Origin of the sequence: Streptomyces sp. 3211.6 (assembly GCF_003634815.1) — a bacterium.
Classification (GTDB): domain Bacteria; phylum Actinomycetota; class Actinomycetes; order Streptomycetales; family Streptomycetaceae; genus Streptomyces; species Streptomyces katrae_A.
Window position 1 is genome coordinate 805,666 of the sequence record NZ_RBXC01000001.1, and the last position, 18,908, is coordinate 824,573.

The 18,908-nt window shown below is 74.6% G+C and carries 12 protein-coding genes; 6 read left to right on the forward strand and 6 right to left on the reverse strand.

Annotation, left to right across the window (positions count from 1 at the left end; translation table 11 throughout):
- Positions 1 to 206: 206 nt before the first annotated feature.
- Positions 207 to 2,228, forward strand: coding sequence for a putative Ig domain-containing protein (locus tag BX286_RS04010; RefSeq protein ID WP_185117145.1), 2,022 nt, complete (start codon positions 207 to 209; stop codon positions 2,226 to 2,228).
- 352 nt (positions 2,229 to 2,580) lie between these two features.
- Here the strand turns inward: BX286_RS04010 and BX286_RS04015 are convergent, their stop codons facing one another.
- The 6 genes from BX286_RS04015 to BX286_RS04040 all read right to left on the reverse strand — a co-directional run bounded on the left by BX286_RS04015 (position 2,581) and on the right by BX286_RS04040 (position 12,009).
- Positions 2,581 to 4,482 (reverse strand): ABC transporter ATP-binding protein, encoded by a 1,902-nt coding sequence (locus BX286_RS04015; RefSeq protein WP_121014528.1) that lies wholly within the window; start codon positions 4,480 to 4,482, stop codon positions 2,581 to 2,583.
- Complete coding sequence (locus BX286_RS04020) at positions 4,479 to 6,170, reverse strand: ABC transporter ATP-binding protein (RefSeq protein ID WP_121014529.1); 1,692 nt, start codon at positions 6,168 to 6,170, stop codon at positions 4,479 to 4,481. Before BX286_RS04020 ends, BX286_RS04015 begins: the two co-directional genes overlap by 4 nt.
- A complete protein-coding gene (locus tag BX286_RS04025) occupies positions 6,167 to 7,675 on the reverse strand; it encodes an AMP-binding protein (RefSeq protein ID WP_121014530.1) in 1,509 nt (502 codons plus the stop codon). The genes BX286_RS04020 and BX286_RS04025 overlap by 4 nt, the downstream gene beginning before the upstream one ends.
- A 32-nt stretch (positions 7,676 to 7,707) precedes the next feature.
- Positions 7,708 to 9,507, reverse strand: a complete 1,800-nt coding sequence (locus BX286_RS04030; protein ID WP_261993339.1) for a condensation domain-containing protein — start codon at positions 9,505 to 9,507, stop codon at positions 7,708 to 7,710.
- Positions 9,504 to 11,237 carry a carbamoyltransferase C-terminal domain-containing protein gene (locus BX286_RS04035; protein ID WP_121014531.1) on the reverse strand — a complete coding sequence of 578 codons (1,734 nt, stop codon included), beginning with the start codon at positions 11,235 to 11,237 and terminating at the stop codon, positions 9,504 to 9,506. Before BX286_RS04035 ends, BX286_RS04030 begins: the two co-directional genes overlap by 4 nt.
- A gap of 70 nt (positions 11,238 to 11,307) precedes the next feature.
- Positions 11,308 to 12,009 carry a helix-turn-helix domain-containing protein gene (locus BX286_RS04040; RefSeq protein WP_261993340.1) on the reverse strand — a complete coding sequence of 234 codons (702 nt, stop codon included), beginning with the start codon at positions 12,007 to 12,009 and terminating at the stop codon, positions 11,308 to 11,310.
- 516 nt (positions 12,010 to 12,525) lie between these two features.
- Here BX286_RS04040 and BX286_RS04045 point away from each other — a divergent pair.
- The 5 genes from BX286_RS04045 to BX286_RS04065 all read left to right on the forward strand — a co-directional run bounded on the left by BX286_RS04045 (position 12,526) and on the right by BX286_RS04065 (position 18,846).
- A complete protein-coding gene (locus tag BX286_RS04045) occupies positions 12,526 to 13,917 on the forward strand; it encodes a KamA family radical SAM protein (RefSeq protein ID WP_079430872.1) in 1,392 nt (463 codons plus the stop codon).
- A 22-nt stretch (positions 13,918 to 13,939) separates the two neighbouring features.
- Positions 13,940 to 15,100, forward strand: a complete 1,161-nt coding sequence (vioD, locus tag BX286_RS04050; RefSeq protein ID WP_079430871.1) for a capreomycidine synthase — start codon at positions 13,940 to 13,942, stop codon at positions 15,098 to 15,100.
- A 5-nt stretch (positions 15,101 to 15,105) separates the two neighbouring features.
- Positions 15,106 to 16,959 carry an amino acid adenylation domain-containing protein gene (locus BX286_RS04055; RefSeq protein ID WP_261993341.1) on the forward strand — a complete coding sequence of 618 codons (1,854 nt, stop codon included), beginning with the start codon at positions 15,106 to 15,108 and terminating at the stop codon, positions 16,957 to 16,959.
- A gap of 95 nt (positions 16,960 to 17,054) precedes the next feature.
- Positions 17,055 to 18,089, forward strand: coding sequence for an arginine beta-hydroxylase, Fe(II)/alpha-ketoglutarate-dependent (gene vioC / locus BX286_RS04060; protein WP_100862325.1), 1,035 nt, complete (start codon positions 17,055 to 17,057; stop codon positions 18,087 to 18,089).
- A gap of 7 nt (positions 18,090 to 18,096) precedes the next feature.
- Positions 18,097 to 18,846: a hypothetical protein gene (locus BX286_RS04065; protein ID WP_079430868.1), complete on the forward strand. Its 750-nt coding sequence runs from the start codon at positions 18,097 to 18,099 to the stop codon at positions 18,844 to 18,846.
- The last annotated feature ends 62 nt before the right edge of the window (positions 18,847 to 18,908 follow it).

Sequence of the window (18,908 nt, forward strand, 5' to 3'; positions counted from 1 at the left end):
AAAGCAATCCTTTGCACTTCGCGGGTATCTTCTTGGGGCTGATTCTCATTACGTTCTGCGGTGGCCACCACTGAACGTGGTGACAGTTGGTCAGATCAATGAACCGTGCCACGCGCACCCCGCGGCGCCCCTCCCTCCGCGCTTGACATGTCATGAACCTGACATGTCTGGGAGGCCAATCCCACGCCGCGGGGATTCAACCCCCCATGGAGGGCAGTTCATTGCAATCGAGCCCCACCAGCCGCGCCAGAACACTGACGCGCCGCGCCGCGACCGCCGTACTCTCGACGGCGGCCCTGATATCCGGCGGCCTGCTCGCGGTCGCTTCCCCGGCGGCGGCCTCCCCGGCGCCCGCCACGCCCGCCGCCTCCGCCGCGCACACCCAGCGGCTCTGCTCGGAGCCGACGAAGCCCGGCTTCATGGCCTGCCACGCGCTGGCCCGCACCGACCTCGAGCAGCAGCTCAGCCTCGCGCCGAACCTCGTTCCCTCCGGCTACGGACCCACCGACCTCCAGAGCGCCTACGCCCTCCCGGCCTCGGCCGGCGCCGGGGCCACGGTCGCCATCATCGACGCCTACGACGACCCGAACGCCGAGTCCGACCTGGCGACATACCGCTCCCAGTACGGCCTGCCACCCTGCACCACCGCCAACGGCTGCTTCAAGAAGGTCGACCAGAACGGCGGCACCTCCTACCCGACCGCCGACTCCGGCTGGGCCGGCGAGATCTCCCTCGACGTGGACATGGTCAGCGCCGTCTGCCCGTCGTGCCACATCCTGCTCGTCGAAGCGAACCAGCCGTCGATGGCCGACCTGGGCACCGCCGTCAACCGCGCGGTGACCATGGGGGCGAAGTACGTCTCCAACAGCTACGGCGGCGGCGAGGACTCCACCGACCCGAGCTCCGACGCCTCCTACTTCAACCACCCGGGTGTCGCGATCACCGTCAGCTCCGGTGACAGCGGCTACGGGGTCGAGTACCCGGCGGCCTCCCAGTACGTCACCTCCGTCGGCGGCACGTCGCTGAACCGCGCGGGTGGCACCACGCGCGGCTGGTCGGAATCCGTCTGGGGCACAAGCTCCGGCGGCAACGGCGCGGGCTCCGGCTGCTCCTCGTACACCACCAAGCCGTCCTGGCAGAGCGACAGCGGCTGCGCCAAGCGCACCGTCGCCGACGTTTCGGCGGTCGCCGACCCGGCCACCGGCCTCGCCGTCTACGACAGCTACCAGGCGAGCGGCTGGAACGTCTACGGCGGCACCAGCGCCTCCGCGCCGATCATCGCCGCCGTCTACGCCCTCGCCGGCACCCCGGCCGCGGGCAGCTACCCGTCCTCGTACCCGTACGCCCACACCTCCTCGCTCAACGACGTCACCAGCGGCGCCAACGGCTCCTGCGGCAGCAGCTACCTCTGCACCGCCAAGTCCGGCTACGACGGCCCGACCGGTCTCGGCACGCCCAACGGGACCGCCGCCTTCACCGGCGGCTCCACCGGCGGGAACACCGTCACCGTGACCAACCCCGGCAGCCGGACCAGCACCGTCGGCACGGCCGCCTCCCTGCAGATCCAGGCCACCGACTCAGCCAGCGGCCAGACCCTCACCTACAGCGCCACCGGACTCCCGCCGGGCCTCGCGATCAACGCCTCGACGGGCTTGATCAGCGGCACCCCGACCACCGCGGGCACCTACAACGTCACGGTCACCGCCAAGGACACCACCAACGCCGCCGGCAGCGCCTCCTTCACCTGGACCGTCAGCCCGACCGGCGGCGGCTGCGTCCCCGCGCAGCTCCTGGGGAACGCAGGCTTCGAAACCGGCAGCGCCAGCCCCTGGACCGCCACCACCGGCGTGGTCGACAACGGCAGCGGCGAGGCCGCGCACTCCGGCTCCTGGAAGGCATGGCTCAACGGCTACGGATCCACGCACACCGACTCGCTCTCCCAGTCGGTGACGCTCCCGGCCGGCTGCCACGCCACCCTCAGCTTCTACCTGCACGTCGACACCGCGGAGACGACCACCGCCACCGCCTACGACAAGCTGACGGTCCAGGCCAACTCCACCACCCTGGCGAGCTACTCCAACCTCAACAAGAACACCGGCTACGTCCAGAAGACCTTCGACCTGTCCTCGTTCGCGGGGCAGACGGTGACCATCAAGTTCAACGGCACCGAGGACTCCAGCCTGCAGACCTCCTTCGTGATCGACGACACCGCGGTCAACGTCGGCTGACCCGAACATGAAGAAGGACGGGCCCGGACCGCAGGCATCGGTCCGGGCCCGCCCGGCTGTACGGCCGCCCGCCCGTCCCGGCTCAGCGGACCTCCACGGTGACCTGCCACGTCATCATCGCGAGGCAGCTCACCGAGCCGGGCGCAGCCGGCCCGGGCCGGCTCGGCGCCGCAACCGGCCGTGAGCAGCAGAGCCGCGAGAACCATTCCCGTCCGTACACGCATCCCAAGGCCTCCCCGCACCGGAGCATCGGTCGGTCGGCGATGGGACGTAATCCCTACGATCCGGGTTCCATCGACCTCATGGGCGACGGTACCGCGCCCCCTCGGGAGTGCTCGCCTGCCGCTGCGGCTCAGGCGGGGGGCGGTGTCCCGGGCGAGCCGGGGCGGGGGCGGCGGGCCGTGTCCCAGGCGTGCCAGAGGGCGGCGTACGCGCCGTCCGCGGCGAGGAGTTCGTCGTGGCTGCCGAGCTCGACGATACGGCCGCCGTCCATGACGGCGATCCGGTCCGCGTCGCGTACGGAGTCCAGGCGGTGCACGATGGAGACGACCGTGCGGCCCTCGATCAGCGCCGCCAGCGAGCGTTCGACGCGGCGGGACGCGGTGGAGTCCATCATCGCGGTGGCCTCGTCCAGGACCAGCGCGTACGGGTCCGACAACAGCAGCCGGGCCAGCGCCAGTTGCTGGGCGTGGGAGGGGGAGACCAGAACCGCGCCGGGGCCGATCTCGCTGTCCAGTCCCTCGGGCAGGGAGCGCACCCAGTCCGCGAGGAGGACGCTCTCCAGCGCCTGCCACAGCGGGGCGTCGCCCGTGCCGGCCCCGCCCGCGACCTCGGCGGTGTCCGTCACGGGTTCGCGGTCGCCGGCCAGGAGGAGGTTGTCGCGCACTGTCCCGGTGAAGACGTGCTGTTCCTGAGTGACGAGAACGATCTCGCGCCGCAGCTGTCCCACCGGCAGGTCGGTGATGTCGGCGCCACCGATCCGCACGGTCCCGCGCGTCGGATGGTGCACGCCCGCGAGCAGCTTGCCCAGGGTGGACTTGCCGGCGCCCGAGGCCCCGACGACCACCAGCCGTTCGCCGGCGGCGATGTCGAGGTCGATGCCGGTGAGCACCTCGCGGCCCGTTCCGTAGCCGAACCCGACCCCTTCGATGCGCACGGCGTGGCCGTCGGTGGGGGCCGGCGGCCGCGGCTCCTCGCGGGGCAGCCGCTCGACGCCGAGGATCCGGCGCAGCGCGGCATTGCCGATCTGGAGTTCGTCGGTCCAGGTCAGCAGGTCGTTCAGGGGCTCGCCGAGGGCCTGGACGTAGAGGACCACGGCGGTCAGCTCCGCCAGTCCCACCTCGCCCCGCTGGTAGGCGAGTCCGCCGATGAGGAGGGTGAGCGCCATCGGGACCATGGTGGCCAGGTCCAGGCTCGGGAACCAGATGGTCTGGAGCCAGGTGGTGCGCTGGCGGGTGCGGACCACCCGGTCGACGGCCGCGCCGTGGCGGGCCGCCTGGCGTGGGCCGAGCCCGAGGGCCTCGGCGGTGGCGGCGCCGCGGGCGGTCTCGTGCGTGACGGCCAGCACGTCGGCCTCGTGCGCGAGGAGCCGCTCGTACGCGCGGGTGGCGCGCGGCCGGTACCACCACGTGGACAGCACGGCGAACGGCACTCCGGCCAGCAGGCCGAGGGCCAGCAGGGGCGAGGTGAGCAGGATGGCCGCGAAGGTGAACACGAGGGTGACGGCGGCCAGCGCGATGCGGGGGACGGCCTGGCGGATGCTCTCGCTCAGCCGGTCGGCGTCGGTCGTGGCGCGGCTGAGGAGGTCGCCGGTGCCGACCGCCTCGACCTCGGACAGCGGCAGTGCGAGGACGCGCCGCACGAAGTTCTCGCGGGTACGGGCGAGGACCCGTTCGCCGAGCAGGGTGGCCTGGGTGCGGGCGGCCCGGGCGAGGAGGGCCTGGCACAGGAGGACGGCGACGAAGGCGAGGGCGAGCAGGTCGACCCGGTCGGCGGTGGTTCCGTCCTTGACGGATTCGACCAGGTGGCCCAGCAGTCGGGGGCCGATCAGGCTCGCGACCAGGGCCGCGGCGAACATCCCGAACGTGAGGGCCACTCGGGGTCCCTCGCCGCGCAGGAAGGCGACGGTCCAGGTGCGGACGTCGGACCGGTCGGCCAGCGGCAGCCGGCCGGCGCCGCCGGGGGCGGGGTCCGCGGCGGCGGCCGGGGCGGTGTCCGCGCCGGCCGCGGCGGACCGGGTGGGGGTGGTGGTCATGAGGGCACTCCTGCGGAGCGGTGGGTGCTGCCGGGGACGGACGGTCCGTCGAGGCGGACCACGTGGTCGGCGGCGCCCTGCCACAGGGGGCTGTCGGTGAGGACCACAGTGGTGAGGCCGGCGCGCAGGGCGGCCACGCGGGCGACGATGCGGGCTTCGGTGTGGGCGTCGACGGAGGCGGTCGGGTCCTCCAGGACCAGGACGTCGGGCGCCGCGAGGAGGGCGCGGGCGAGGATCAGCCGCTGGCGCTGTCCGCCGGACAAGGCGCGGCCGCCCTCGTCGAGGCGGGCGTCCAGGCAGCCGGGCAGCGCGTCGACGACATCGACGGCGTCGGCGGCGAACAGGGCCTGTTCCAGCGCCTGCCCGGACGGGTCGGTTCCGGCGGTCAGCTCCTCCCGTACGGTGCCGCTGAAGAGGATGTCGGCGGGGCCGGAGCGCAGCAGCCGGGTGGCGACCTCGGCGGGATCGGTCCGGTCCAGGGGGACGCCGCCGAGCCGGACCTGCCCCGCGGCGCCGTGGGCGCCGGGGCGGCTGAGGCGGTCGGCGAGGTCGCCGGCCCGGTCGGCGGGGGCGGTGACCACGGTGAGGCGGCCCGCCCCGGCGGTGATGCCGGTGCCGGCGTCGGCCAGGTCGAGCGGGCCGGCCGGGAGCGGTTCGGGGTGGCCGGGCCGGACCGCTGCGGGGGTGAGCCGCAGGAGGGTGCAGACCCGGCCGGCGGCCACCTTGGCGAGGCTGAGCGTCTCGGCGGCCTCGGTGGCGGTGCTGACGGGCAGGGTGAGGAAGGCGGAGGCACCGTAGAACGCGATGAGTTCGCCCGCGGTGATGGTGCCGTCCAGCGCGAGGCGGGCGCCGAACCAGACGATGCCGACGGTGACCAGTCCGGGCAGGAAGACGCCGGCCGCCTGGAGCCAGGCCTCCATCCGGCCCGCGGACTCGCCGGCCCGGCGCACCTGTTGGCTGGTGCGCCGGAACCGCTCGGCGAAGCCGGCCTCACCGCCGATGCCGCGCAGGATGCGCAGGCCGGCCACGATGTCGCCGGCCTGGGAGGTGGCGATGCCCATCTGCTCGCGCTGCTCCTCGTCACGTGCCTGGAGGGGCCGCAGCAGGGGTCCGATGCCGAGGACGGCGGCGGGTACGCCGATGAGGACGGCGAGGCCCAGCACGGGTGAGGTGACGGTGAGGGCCACGGCCACCAGGACGGCGGCGACCACCGCCCCGACGGTGCGGCCGACGACCTCGAAGGCGTTGCCGATGCTCTCCACGTCGGCGGCGGCGGAGGCGGCGACGTCCCCGTAACGGGCCTTGCCGCGCAGGGCGGCGCCGAGCCGGACGACCTGCCGCATCAGCACCCGGTGGGTGACCGACAGGGCGTGGGCCTCCGCGCCGACGGCGGCCTGGATCAGCCCGGCGCCGGCGAGGGCCTGCAGGACACCGAGGCCGAGGGCGAGCAGCGACCACAGGAACAGCCCGGACGGGCCGGTGCCCTGCCCGGCTTCGTCGATGGCCCATCCGATGACCAGGGGGATCAGCGCGAGGGGGATCATCCACAGGGCGCCGAGCACGGCGGCGAGGACCAGCGGCAGGGGCCGGATCCGCACCAGCCACCACAGGTAGGCCCACGGGCCGCGGGCGTCGGCCTCGGGGACGGCGGCGGGTGCGACCGAGGCGTCGAAGAGTCGGTTGCTCACAGGTACCGGTCCCGGGTCGCGGCGCGGTCGACCTTGCCCGTGCGGGTGTGCAGCAGGGCGGGTACGGCCACGATCCGGTCGGGGACGAGCGGCCCGGGGACGGCTGCGGACAGCCGCTCGCGCAGCGCGGCCGCGGATTCCTGCGCGGCGCCGCGTCCACTCGCCCCGGGGGTGAGGACCACGAAGGCGACCAGGACGGTGTGGTCGCCCTTGGTGTGCGCGGCGGCGGCGGCCGCGGCCACGCCGGGGAGCCGGCCGACGGCCTCCTCGACGTCGAGGAGGTCCACGCGGTGGCCGCGGATCTTGACCTGGTGGTCGATGCGGCCGTGGAAGACGAGTGCGCCGTCGCCGCCCTCGGTGACGAGGTCACCCGTGCGGTACCAGCGGTCGGTGCCGTCCGGGTCGGTCCCGGTGAACCGGGCGGCCGTGCGCACGGGGTCGTCGACGTACCCGGTGGCCAGCTGGGGTCCGGCCACGAGGAGTTCGCCGGGGCCGTCCGGGTCCTCGGCCGCGGGGGCCACCGCCTGGCGTACGGAGGGCAGCGGGCGGCCGATCGGCACCCCGTCGGGGAAGTCCGCGGGCGCTCCGGGGCCGGCGAGGACGGCGCTGTGGGTGACCAGGGCGGTCTCGGTGGAGCCGTAGGTGTTGAGCAGGACGACGTCGTGGGCGCCCAGCCGGCGCCAGCGCTCCAGCATGTCGGCGCGGACGGCCTCACCCCCGATGACCACCGTCTCCAGGGAGCGGGGCAGGGCGCGTCCGGTGTCCAGCAGGTGGCCGGTGTAGAGGTGCCAGTAGTCCACGGGCAGGTTGACGAGGGTGACCTCGTTGTCGGTCAGGACGCGGTCGAGGTCCGCCTCGCCGTCCTCGTCGAGGACCACGAGCCCGCCGGTCAGCAGGGCCGGGAGGATCTCCTCCAGGCTGGTGTCGCCGTCCAGCCGGTGGAAGTTGAGGGCGATGGTGCCGGGTCCGGCGCCGTACCGGCGGATCAGGTGGGGCAGCACGGCGTGCAGGGCCCGGTGCGGGACGGCGGCCGCCCTGGGTGCTCCGGTGGAGCCCGAGGTGAACAGGACGTACGCCGGGTCCAGCGCCCGTACGGGCTGGCCGGCCTCGCGCAGCGGCGCGCGGGACGGGCCCCAGTGGGGGCGCAGGACGCGGTCGACGGCGGGCAGCCGGCCGGTCTCGGCGGTGGCGACGAGCTCGCGGCAGCCGAGGGCGTGCAGGGCCCGGTCGGCGTGGCCTTCCGGTCCGTCGGCGACCGGGACGTAGCCGCGGCCGGCGGCGAGGATGCCGAGGACGGCCGCGATGTCGCGGACGCTGTGGTGCACGTGGACGGCCACCGGCGGTGCGCCCGCCGTGCTGCGGACGGCGACCAGGTCGGCCACCGCCCCTGCCCAGCGGGCCAGTTGGCCGTAGCCGACGGTCACCCCGTTGTCGACCACCGCGGGCCGGTCGGGGTCCGAGCGGGCGATGGCGAAGAAGGGGTCCAGCACGCTGGGCAGGATCATGGCAGGGGTCTTCCGGTCCGTCCGTGGGGCGTTCAGCGGGTGGGGGCCTGGGGTGCGCCGGGCGCGCCGGGCCCGGACAGGGCGTCGAGGAGGGCGGTGAGGGCGGCCCGGTGGCGGTCGGCCAGCGCGCGTACGGTCGCCTCCTCGTGCAGGGCGGTGGAGTACCACCACTCGACGCGCAGGACGCCGTCGTCGGTGGTGGCGATCACCTCGACCGGGTGCGGGCGGGTCCAGTGGCCGGCGGTGATGTCACCGACCGGTTCCGGGGCCACGTCCGGCAGGAGGGTGCCCAGGGGCAGGGTGTCGGCGTCGTCGCCCTCGAAGTCGAAGGAGACGTCGCTGGGCGCGACGGCGCGCAGGGCGGCGGCGATCCGGGGCCGGCCGTGCCGGGCGAGCGCGCCGAAGCCGACCCCGCCGCCGGGGAGGGCCGCGAGGTGGCCGACGGTCCGGGCCAGACGTTCGGCGGGGGTGCCGGGGGCGAAGTCCAGGCGGACCGGGACGGTGGTGGTGAACCAGCCGGTGGTGCGGGACAGCCGGGTGTCCCCGACGGTCTCCTCCCGGCCGTGGCGCAGGACGTCCAGGCGTACGGCAGGCTCGCCGAGCCGATCGGCGAGGACCTGCCCGAGGGCGTGCAGGACGAGGTCGCCGGGGTGGGCCCGGTGGGTGCGGGCCACCGTGTGGAGGCGGGCGGTGAGGTCCCCGGGGAACTCCTCGCGGTGGGTGGCGGCGGTGGCGGCGGTGTTCACCGCGCGCGGGTCGGCCACCGGGTGGTCCGGCGGGAGGCCGGCGGGGGTGCGGGCCACTTCCGTCCACCACTCGGCCTGCTCCTCCGCCTCGGGGGTGCGGGCGTGGGCGGCGAGCGCCCGGGCCCACTCCGGGTAGGAGGTGCCCTCGGTCGGCCACACGTCGCGGCGGCCCGCCTCCAGCGCCGTGTACACCTCCTCCAGGTCGGCGAGCAGCACGGACCAGGACACCATGTCGACGGCCATCTGGTGCACGGTGATCAGCAGTCGGCCGGGGCGGCGGGGTCCGGCGTCGAAGCGGACGAAACGCGCCACGCGTCCGGCGCCGGGGTCCAGGGAGCGCTGCTCCACCGCGCACCGCAGGGTGATCGCGGCCGACAGGGCCGCGTCGGCGAGTTCGCTGACGTCGACGGTGTCGAGGACCGCGCCGAGGGCCGCCTCCGGCGGGCCGTCGGTGGCGAGGGCGGCGGCCAGCTGCCGTGGCCGGCGGGCGGGGCGCTCCTCGACGGCCAGGCGCAGCGAGGCGTGGCCGGCCACGAGCCGCCGGACGGCCTCGGCGAACAGCCCGGGTTCGATGCCCGGCCGGGTGGTGAACAGCATGGCCTGGTTCCAGTGGCCGCGGTCGCCCGTCTGCTCCTCCCAGGCGTGTTCCTGGGCGGGGGTGAGGACGACGGGGCCGTGGGCGGCGCCGGGCGGGGCGGCCGCGGCGCCGCCGCGCCCGGCGGCCCGCTCGGCGACGAGCTCGGCGAGGCGGGCGGCGGTCAGCTCGGGTCCGAACAGCTCGCGCAGCTGCACCTGGACGCCGAAGCCGGCTTCGATGCGGCGGGCGGTGCGGATCAGGTCGAGGGAGTCCACGCCGAGGTCGCGCAGCGGGGCGGTGAGGTCGGCGTCGGGGGCCAGGACCGCTTCGCCGAGCCAGCCGGCGAGCCGCTCGTACACCTCCGCAGCCGTCGGCCCGTCGCCGGCCGTCCGCCCCTCGCCGGCCGTCGGGCCGTCGCCACCGCCCGGCGGCCGGGGGTCCGGGGCGGTGGCGGGATCGGGGGCCGCGGGGTGCTCGCCGGGGTACGCCTGTCGTACGGGGGTGGTCACGCGCCGGCCTCCCCGAGGGATCCGGCGGGGCGGCGGACGAGGAAGGGGCCGAGGGCGAGGGCGTCCAGGGGGAGCCGGTGGAAGGTGGCGAGCGCGTCGCCGGGGCTGCACACGACCGGCTCGTCACGGCCGTTGAAGGAGGTGTTCATGATGACCGGGGTGCCGGTGTGCCGGGAGACTTCGCCGATGAGGCGGTGGTAGAGCGGGTCGACGGCGGCGGAGACGGTCTGCGGGCGCGTGGTGCGGTCGCTGTGGACGACGGCCGGCATGGCCGCGGCCCCGGCCTCGGTCACGGGGGTGGTGACGATCATGTAGGGCAGCGGGGTCGCGGTGCCGATGAGGGCTTCGGCGGCCTCCTCCTGCATGCTCGGGGCGAAGGGGCGCCACGCCTCGCGGTCCTTGATGCGGACGTTGACCCGGTCGCGGGTGGACTCGGGGTCGGGTACGGCGACCAGGCTGCGGTGGCCCAGGGCCCGGGGTCCGCCCTCGGCGCGGCCCTGGAACCAGCCGGCGACCCCGCCGGCGGCCAGCACTTCGGCGGTGGCCGCGGTGATGTCCGAGGGTTCGGTGTACGCGGTCCCGGAGGCCTCCAGCACGTGGCGGATGCGGTCCGGTGACCACTGCGGGCCCCAGACCACGGAGCCGTTCATGGGCTTGATCCGGTCGCCCTCCTGGGCGGCGGCCCAGACCGCGGCGCCGAGCGAGACGCCCTGGTCGCCGGCGAGGGGCTGGACGAAGAGGTCCCGGACCTCCGGCATCCGCATGATCTTGCCGTTGAGGGTGGCGTTGAACCCGACCCCGCCGGCGATCATCAGGGTGGTCTCGCCGGTCTCCCGGAGCAGACCCCGGACCAGGCCCATGACGGCACGTTCCAGGGCGGCCTGGGCCGTGGCGGCGACGTCGCGGTACGCGAAGGGGTCCCGGGCGGTGGCCTTGGCGAAGCGGCCGGTGACCGGGTCGAAGCGGCGCGTGCTGCGGTTGGGGGCGTCGGGGAGGGCCCTCTCCAGGTGCTCCAGCCAGTGCCGGATGGTGGCGGCCTCCTCGTCGGTGCTGCCCGTGCAGCGCAGGTCGGGCGGGACCACGCCGATGGTGAAGTCCTCGTCGGTGAAGTCGAAGGCGCCGCCGAAGGTGAGGTCGCCGGGGGTGCCGTAGGAGGCCAGGCCCATCATCTTGCCGGCGTTGTCGGCGCCGAGGCCGGCGTAGGCGCAGACGGCGGCGTAGAAGTAGCCCAGCGACCAGCCGGGGGTGTGCGCGCGCAGTTTCTTGATCTCGCCGTCGATGCCGACGGCGAGGGTGGTGCTCTCGTTCTCGCCCTGGCCGTCCAGGACGAGGATCGCGCCGCGGTCGCGGCCGGAGAGGTGGTAGGCGCTCGCGGCGTGGGCGATGTGGTGGCCGACGAAGGTCAGCCGGGGGTCGGCGCTGCGCGGGAACAGCTTCTTGGGCAGCAGGTGTTCCAGGGCCTCGGCGTCGCTGCCGAACCACTCCAGGCCCCGGTCGGCGAAGAGGGCGGGCAGGTCCCACCCGTGGGCGACCACGTCGATGTCGTCCAGGGTGAGACCGCCCTCGGCGAGGCAGTAGGCGGCGGCGTTGAGGGGTGCCTCCCCGTAGGCGTGCTTGTGACGGGTGAAGCGTTCCTCCTCGGCCAGGGCGATGACGTCGCCGTCCACGACGAGGCAGGCGGCACCGTCGTGGCTGGCGCCGGGCCATCCGTTGACTCCGAGCACACGCATGGTCAGTCCCCAAAGGTCGGTCGGATCCTCCGGTTCCGCCTCGGGCCCTGTCGGGGCGCTCGGCGTCCGGTCACGGCAACGGATCTTGTCGGTCCGCCGGGTTGTACACGACCTGGGACTTTGTGCGGAGATCCGCGGCGAAGATCGCGGAGGCCGCTTTCAGCACCTCGTTCGCGTGCCGGAGTTCCTCGACCTCGTCGCGCAGCCGGCGCAGTTCCGCCCGTTCGTCGGCGGTCAGCGCGTCCCCGGCCGGGCGGCGCGCGGCGGCGCCGGCCGGGGCGGCGGTACGGGTGCCGGTGCCGGTCCGGCGGGGACCGCCGGAGCGCGGCCCGGCCGCGGGCGGCGCGGGCCGGCGGGGCACCGCGCCGGGCGGGGGCGGCGCGGCCGGAAGGAAGGCGGCGGCTGCCCGGGGGGCGGGGGCCGGTTCGCCCTGCAGGGGACCGCGTCCGGCGCCGGGCCGGGCGGCCGCCGGGCCGGTGTCGGATGCCGGGCCGGTGTCGGATGCCGGGCGGCCTCCGGAGGGTCTGCCGCTTTCCGCCAGTTCGCTGCTGAGGCGGTTCCAGCGGCGGGTCCAGGGTTCCGGATCGCCGCCGCACGCCACCACGTAGGCGAGGGTCACCTTCAAGGAGGGTTTGTGCAGTCCGCGGGCCGCCTCGGAGAGGGTGGCCACGGAGTAGTGGGCCCGCTTCGCCATCGTCCGGTACGAGGGGTTGCCCGCCTGCCTGCGTAAGCCGCGCAGTTCGTGGGCGAATTCCTCCAGCGGTCCTGCCATGGGGTCCAACAACCGCTCTGGCCTGGGCATGCTTCTCCCCTGGTGGTGGATGGTGTCGAGCGAAGCGCGGGTCTTCGTCGCGCCGTACAACCTGCTGGCCGGCGGACGCACCCGGCGTGACGGCCGGTTGCCGGGCCCCCGGGCGACCGGGGCCGCCGCACCGGGACCTCTCGGACATTGGTACATGCCCCCGGCATATCGATCAATCGCCATCCGAGGAATCCGGCCACCATTCGGCCGGGTTCGTCCGAATAAGGCTGCCCTTACCCGCACCCGGGGCCGGGGCGTCCAAAGAGGTTCGCCGCGTGTTCCGCTTGTCGGCACGCGACGCCGTGCCGCACAAGGCGCCCGCGGTCCAATGCTCAGTACAACTATCCGCCTTCGGCGTGATGTTGTACAGGGCCGAACCCGCCGAGCGCCCCGTACAACCGGCCCTCGTGTACAACTCCGGGGCTCTGCAAGATCGGTTGCCGTCAGGCGATACGGCCGAAAGCGACGGGAATGGGTGGCGGGTTGGTGGACACAGCACGCAGCCAGACGGAATCAGCGGCGATCGAAGGCGTCTACACGTACCGGAGAAGCCCCCTCGTGGAACCGGACTGGCGGCGCTTCCCCGGATGGCGGGATGTCACCGAAGCCCAGTGGGCGGACCCCCAGTGGCAGCGCGCCCACTGCGTCAAGGACGCGAGAGGACTGCGCGCCGTCGTCGGCGACCTGCTCGACGAGGAGTTCTACGAGGACTGGGAACAGGACCGCCGGCACCGGGCGACCATGTCGGTGCTGCTGCCGCCCCAGATGGTCAACACCATGGCCCCGGACGCGGCCGCGGCCCGCCCCGGCGAGCTGACCAAGGCCTTCTACGACGACCCGGTGCGCCGCTACATGCTGCCGGTCTTCTCCGACCGGCACCCGCAGTGGCCCTCGCACCCGATGGCCAGCCGGGACTCGCTGCACGAACAGGACATGTGGGTGGTGGAGGGGCTCACCCACCGCTATCCCACCAAGGTGCTGGCGGAACTGCTCTCGACCTGCCCCCAGTACTGCGGGCACTGCACGCGGATGGACCTGGTGGGCAACTCCACTCCCCAGGTCACCAAGAACCGGCTCCTGCTCAAGCCGGCCGACCGGGCCGAGCGGATCCTGGAGCACCTGCGCGCCTCCCCCGGCATCCGGGACGTGGTGGTCTCCGGCGGCGACCTGGCCAACCTGCCGTGGCCGCGGCTGGAGCGGTTCGTGGCCGGCCTGCTGGAGATCGACTCCGTCCGCGACATCCGGCTGGCGAGCAAGGGGCTGGTCGGGCTGCCGCAGCACTGGAGTTCCGGCCCGGTGCTGGAGGGCGTGGAGCGCCTCGCACGTACGGCCCGCTCGCGCGGCGTGCGGATCGCGCTGCACACCCACGCCAACGCGGCCCAGCAGGTGACGCCCGGGGTGGCGCGAGCCGCCTGGGCGCTGCTGGGCGCCGGCCTGCACGACGTGCGCAACCAGGGCGTGCTCATGCGCGGGGTCAACGACAGCGCGCACGACCTGCTGGACCTGTGCTTCGCGCTCGCCGACCACGCCGGCGTCACTCCGTACTACTTCTACATGTGCGACATGATCCCGAACGCCGAGCACTGGCGGGTGCCGCTGCACCGGGCGCAGGTGATCCAGCGTCAGATCATGGGCTACCTGCCGGGGTTCGCCACCCCGCGCATCGTCTGCGACGTGCCGATGGCCGGCAAGCGATGGGTGGACCAAGCCGACTCCTACGACCGCGAGCTCGGGGTGTCGCACTGGAGCAAGAGCTATCTCACCCCGCTGGAGGCGGCGGATCCGGACGCCCACAGCGGCTCGTACCACTACTACGACCCCATCGACACGCTCCCGCTCTCCGGGCAGCGGTGGTGGCGGGACACCCGCCAGGGGTAGAAGAAGGGACAGTTGCACAGCCATGAGCAGTCTCCGTCCACGGCGTGAAGACCCTCCGGTGCTGGAGGAGTGGTACCGCCGGCACCTCGGCCCCGACGTCCATGACATCAGCTCCAGCGGGGTCCATCCGTACACCTTCGCCGAAGTGCGCGAACTCTGCGGCATCCCGGCCGCGGACCTCGACGCCGTCGTCATGGACGACAGCGTCTCCCAGGGCGGGGCGGGCATCCGCCAGGCCATCGCCGACCGCTACGCCGGCGGCGACGCCGACCGGGTGCTGGTCACCCACGGCTCCAGCGAGGCCATCGCGCTGACGCTGGGCGCCCTGCTGCGCCCGGGGGACCGGGTGGTCGTCCAGGAGGGCATCTACCACTCTCTGGGCCACTACCCCCGGGCCGCCGGCTGCGAGGTGGCACGGCTGCCGGGCGGGGCCGTGCGCGACGGGGAGATCGACCCCGACGTGCTCAGCGCCCTGGTCACGCCCGGCACCGCGGCCGTCGTCGTGAACTTCCCGCACAACCCCACCGGCGCCACCCTGTCCCCGCAGGGGCTGAAGGCCCTCAAGGAGCAGACCGCGCAGGCCGGCGCCGTGCTGGTCTGGGACGCCGCCACCGCCGAGATCACCCACCGCTGGGAGGTGCTCGACGACCCCGGGGCGGACGGCGGCCCCACGGTGTCCTACGGCACCTTCTCCAAGACCTTCGGCCTGCCGGGCCTGCGGGTGGGCTGGGCCGTCGCGCCGCAAGAGCTGATCACCGCCACCTTCCCGCTGCGCGACCGGACCACGCTGTTCCTCTCGCCGCTGGTCGAGCTGATCGCGGAACGGGCCATGCGGCACGCCGACGCGCTGATCGCCCCCCGGGCCGCCGAGGCGCGCGGCAACCTCGCGTACCTGACGCAGTGGATGGCCGAGCACGAGGACCTGGTCCGCTGGACCCCGCCGGAGGGCGGTGTGTGCGCGCTGCCGGTCTTCCGCGAACTGGAGCGGGCGGCGGCGGGGCCCGAGGCAGTGGAACGTTTCTGCCTGGAGCTGCTCGACCGCCACCGCACCCTGCTCGTGCCCGGTACGGCCTTCGGCGCGCCGCACGGCGCCCGGCTCGGCTTCGGCGGCCCCCAGGAGGGCTTCCGGGCCGGACTCGCGGGGCTGTCGGCGTTCCTGCGCTCGCGCGGGGGAGGCCGGTGACCGCCGTGGCCGGACCCGACGTCCTCGGCCTGTGGGACCGCTCGGTGCGCGAGCACGCCGCCGGTCCCGCGCTCGTGACCCCCCGCCGGGTGCTGTCCTACCAGGACGCGGACCGGCTCACCGACGCCTGGGCGGCCGCCCTCACGACGCGCGGGGCCGGGCCCGGGAAGCTGGTGGGCCTGGCCTTCGGCGACCCCGCCCGCACCGTGCTCGGCATGCTGGCGGCGCTCAAGGCCGGGGCGGGGTTCACCGTCCTCGACGACCGGCTGCCGCCCGCGGCCCGGGCGGCGCTGGTGGAGCGCACGGCGGCCGCGGTGTGGCTGGGCGACGGAGCGCACGCGCCCGAGGGGGCGTTCGTACCGGCCTCCTCGGACGCCGACGGCGGCGCGGCGACGGCGGCCCGGCCCGGGCGGCCGGCCGACGGGTCCGACGTGGCGTACGTGCTGTTCACCTCCGGGTCCACCGGCCGGCCCAAGGGCACGGTCGTCGGGCGGGACGCCCTGGGCCGGTTCGCGTCGGCGGTCGCCGAACGGCTCGGGCTGACCCCGCGCGACCGCTGGCTGCAGGTGGCCTCGCTGGGCTTCGACGTACTGATCGAGGAGGTGTTCCCGGCCTTCGCCGCCGGGGCGGCCGTGGTGTGCCGGGAGGACACCCGGGCCCTGGACGCCGAGGAGCTGCACCTCGCCCTGGCCCGGACCCGGACCACCGTGGTCGAACTGTCCACCCAGTACTGGCTGGAGTACGCCCGCTGGCTCACCGCGAACGGTACGACCACCCCGGCGGAGCTGCGCACGGTGGTGGTGGGCGGCGAGCGGATGGATCCGGGGCCCTACCGCGCGTGGCAGGCACGGCAGTCGGCCGGCCTCGCCCACGTCTACGGGCTGACCGAATGCACCGTCAGCTCCACCTTCTACACCGGGCTGCTGCCGGCCGACGCGCAGGAGGTGCCGCTGGGCACCCCGCTGCGGGACGTGCGGATCAGCGTCCGGCGCGACGGCCGCCCGGTGCCGGACGGCGAGACGGGGGAGATCCACATCGGCGGACCGCTCCTGGCCCGCGGCTTCCTCGACGACGAGGCCGCCACCGCCCGCCGCTTCGTCCCCGACCCGTACGCCGCCGAGCCCGGGGCCCGGCTGTACGTCACGGGCGACCTGGGGCGGATCGACGCCGACGGGCAGCTGGTCTTCCTCGGCCGGGCCGACGACCAGGTCAAGATCCGCGGGCACCGGCTGGAGCCGGCCCGGGTGGAGCGCGCCCTGTGCGAGCTGCCCGGGGTGGAACAGGCGGTGGTCTTCCCCGACCCGGCGACCGGTACCGCCCTGTGGGCCTTCACCGTTGCCGCGGACCCGGCGGCCGCTCCCCTGCCCGGCGAGGCCGTCCGGCTGACGGGCCGTGACCGGGACGCGCTCGTGACGCCCCTGGAGGCGCAGCTGCCGGACTGGGCGGTGCCGCGGGTGCTGTACCGGGTGTCCGTCCTGCCGAAGAACCCGCACGGCAAGGTGGACAAGCGCCTGCTGTCCGCCTGGGCCGCCCCGGCTCCGGCCGGCGCACCGGCCCGCGCTCGGTCCGGCGCCCGGGCAGGTGAGCCGGTCCAGGACCGGCCCGTCGACGCCGCCCGGGAGCCGCTGGAGCCCGTCCTCACTCTCTTCCGCGAGGTCCTGGGCGCCCCCGCGCTCGGCCCCGACGACAACTTCTTCGACCACGGCGGCCAGTCGCTGCTCGCCATGCGCCTGCTGGCGCGGCTGCGGGAGTCGGACCCCGCCGCCGCCGGACTGCGGGCGAGCACCCTCTTCGCCTCACCGACCCCCCGGCTGCTCACGGGAGCGCTCGCCGAGCGCCGGGCCGCCGCCCGGACCTGATCACCCGTCCGACACCGCACCACCGAGGGCCCGCGGCCCCGGCCCCGGCCGTCCGCGGGCAGCACCCGTCCCCCGACCACTCAGCGAGAGTTGGCATGTCGAACCTCACCGACCAGTCCACGCCCGGCTACACCCTGACGGCCGCCGAGGCCTCCGTCATCGCGGAACTGAGCCTCGAACTGGCCGCCGCCTACCCGTCCTTCGGCGACCCCGGCCTGCTGCGCGACCTGCCGCGGCTGGCGGCCCGGCTGCCCGAGGGCGTGCAGGACTTCCTGCGCGAGTTCAAACTGGCCGACCGCCACGGCCACACCGTGATCCGCGGCCACGACTTCGACCAGCGGCGCATCGGCCCCACCCCCGGCCACTGGCGGGGCCGCGGCCGGCCCGGCCCGGAGTTCCCCGAGGAACTGCTGCTCATGCTGTACTCGGCGCTGCTCGGGGAGCCCTTCGGCTGGGCCACACAGCAGGACGGCCACCTCGTGCACGACATCTTCCCGATCCGCCAGCACGAGAACGACCAGCTGGGGATGGGCAGCAAGGAGCTGCTGACCTGGCACACCGAGGACGCCTTCCACCCGTACCGCAGCGACTACCTGATCCTCGGCGCGCTGCGCAATCCCGACCACGTGCCCACGACGGTGGGCGAGCTGGACCTGTCGTCGCTGTCCGACGAGGACATCGACATCCTCTTCGAGCCGCGCTTCCACATCGCCCCCGACGAGTCGCACCTGCCGAAGAACAACACGATCGCGTCCGAGGAGGAGGCGGCCCGGTTCGCCACCATCCAGCGGATGATCGACGAGCGGCCGCTCGGCCCGCTGCTCTACGGCTCGCGCCTGGACCCGTACATGCGCCTCGACCCGTACTTCACCTCCGTGCCCGACGAGGACACCGAGGCGCGGCGGGCCTACGACGCGCTGTTCAAGGTGGTGGACGCCGGGATGCGGGAGGTCGTCGCCGACCAGGGCGACGTGCTGTTCATCGACAACCACCGGGCGGTGCACGGCCGGCTGCCCTTCCAGGCCCGCTACGACGGCACCGACCGCTGGCTGAAGCGGGTGTGCGTGACGTCCGACCTGCGGCGCTCGCGCGAGATGCGGGCCACGGCCCGGACCCGGCTGCTGGGCTGACGCGCCGGTGTCCCCGACCCTCACCGACCTGTCCCGCGACCCGTGGCTGCTGCCCGCGGTGGACGACCTGATCGCCGCCAACATGCCCGCGTTCATGAGCTGGGAGTCCCCCGGGAACTGGCGCTGGCACGGCATGTACGAGCGCTACCCCGCCCACCAGCTGTGCCTGGTGGACGAGGACGGCGTTCTGGTCGCGGCGGCCAACGGGCTGCCGGTCCGCTGGGACGGCAGCGCCTCGTCGCTGCCGTCCGGCAGCGACGAGGTCTTGGTGGAAGCCGTCGACCACGGCCCGCCGGAGCGTCCCGACGCCGTGTGCATGCTGTCGGTGTCCGTGCACCCCGGGCACCGGGCGGCAGGCCACGCCGAGCGGCTGCTGACCGAGGTGCGGCGGCGGTCCGCGAAGGACGCGCCCCGCGGGGTGGTCATCCCGGTCCGGCCCACCCGCAAGCACCGCTACCCGCTGATCCCGATCGGCGCGTACGCCGCCTGGGTGCGGCCCGACGGACGCTGCTTCGACCCGTGGCTGCGCACCCATCTCGAACTCGGCGCCGCCCTGCTGGGCACGGCCGAGCGGTCCCTGGTGATCCGTCAGCCCGTGTCCCGCTGGGAGGAGTTCCTCGGCCATCCGCTGCCCGGCCCGGGGGACCACCTGCTGCCCGGCGCGCTGGCGCCGCTGCGCGTCGGCGAGGACGGCCACGCCACGTACACCGAGCCCAACGTGTGGGTGCACCACCCCGCCGGACCGCCCACGCCGTGACACCGGGGCGGGACCACAGGCCCGTCCCTCCCCGCGCCATCCCCTTCCTGAAACGACCCCTG